Below are 255 nucleotides of genomic sequence, written 5' to 3'. Positions count from 1 at the left end.
ATCAATTTTTTCACCTTGTAATTCTGCAACAACAGCCTGAACACGGCTTCCTCGCATTCCAACACATGCTCCAACAGGATCAATGGAACCATCGCGTGAGACAACAGCAATTTTAGCACGTGAACCTGGATCGCGGGCAACGGATTTAATTTCTATAATACCATCATAGATTTCTGGCACTTCCATAGTGAAAAGTTTCACCATAAATTGAGGATGTGTACGTGAAAGGAAAATTTGTGGACCACGCGATTCACG

Annotated in this window: 1 pseudogene; it reads right to left on the bottom strand. The window is 42.7% G+C overall.

Annotated elements, in window-relative coordinates:
• A pseudogene (locus J7R12_RS08860) lies at window positions 1–255 on the bottom strand (transcription termination factor NusA); the annotation flags it as partial.

The organism is Bartonella vinsonii subsp. vinsonii (genome assembly GCF_902825235.1).
Lineage (GTDB): Bacteria > Pseudomonadota > Alphaproteobacteria > Rhizobiales > Rhizobiaceae > Bartonella > Bartonella vinsonii.
This window is presented reverse-complemented; position numbering and strand designations above follow the sequence as displayed.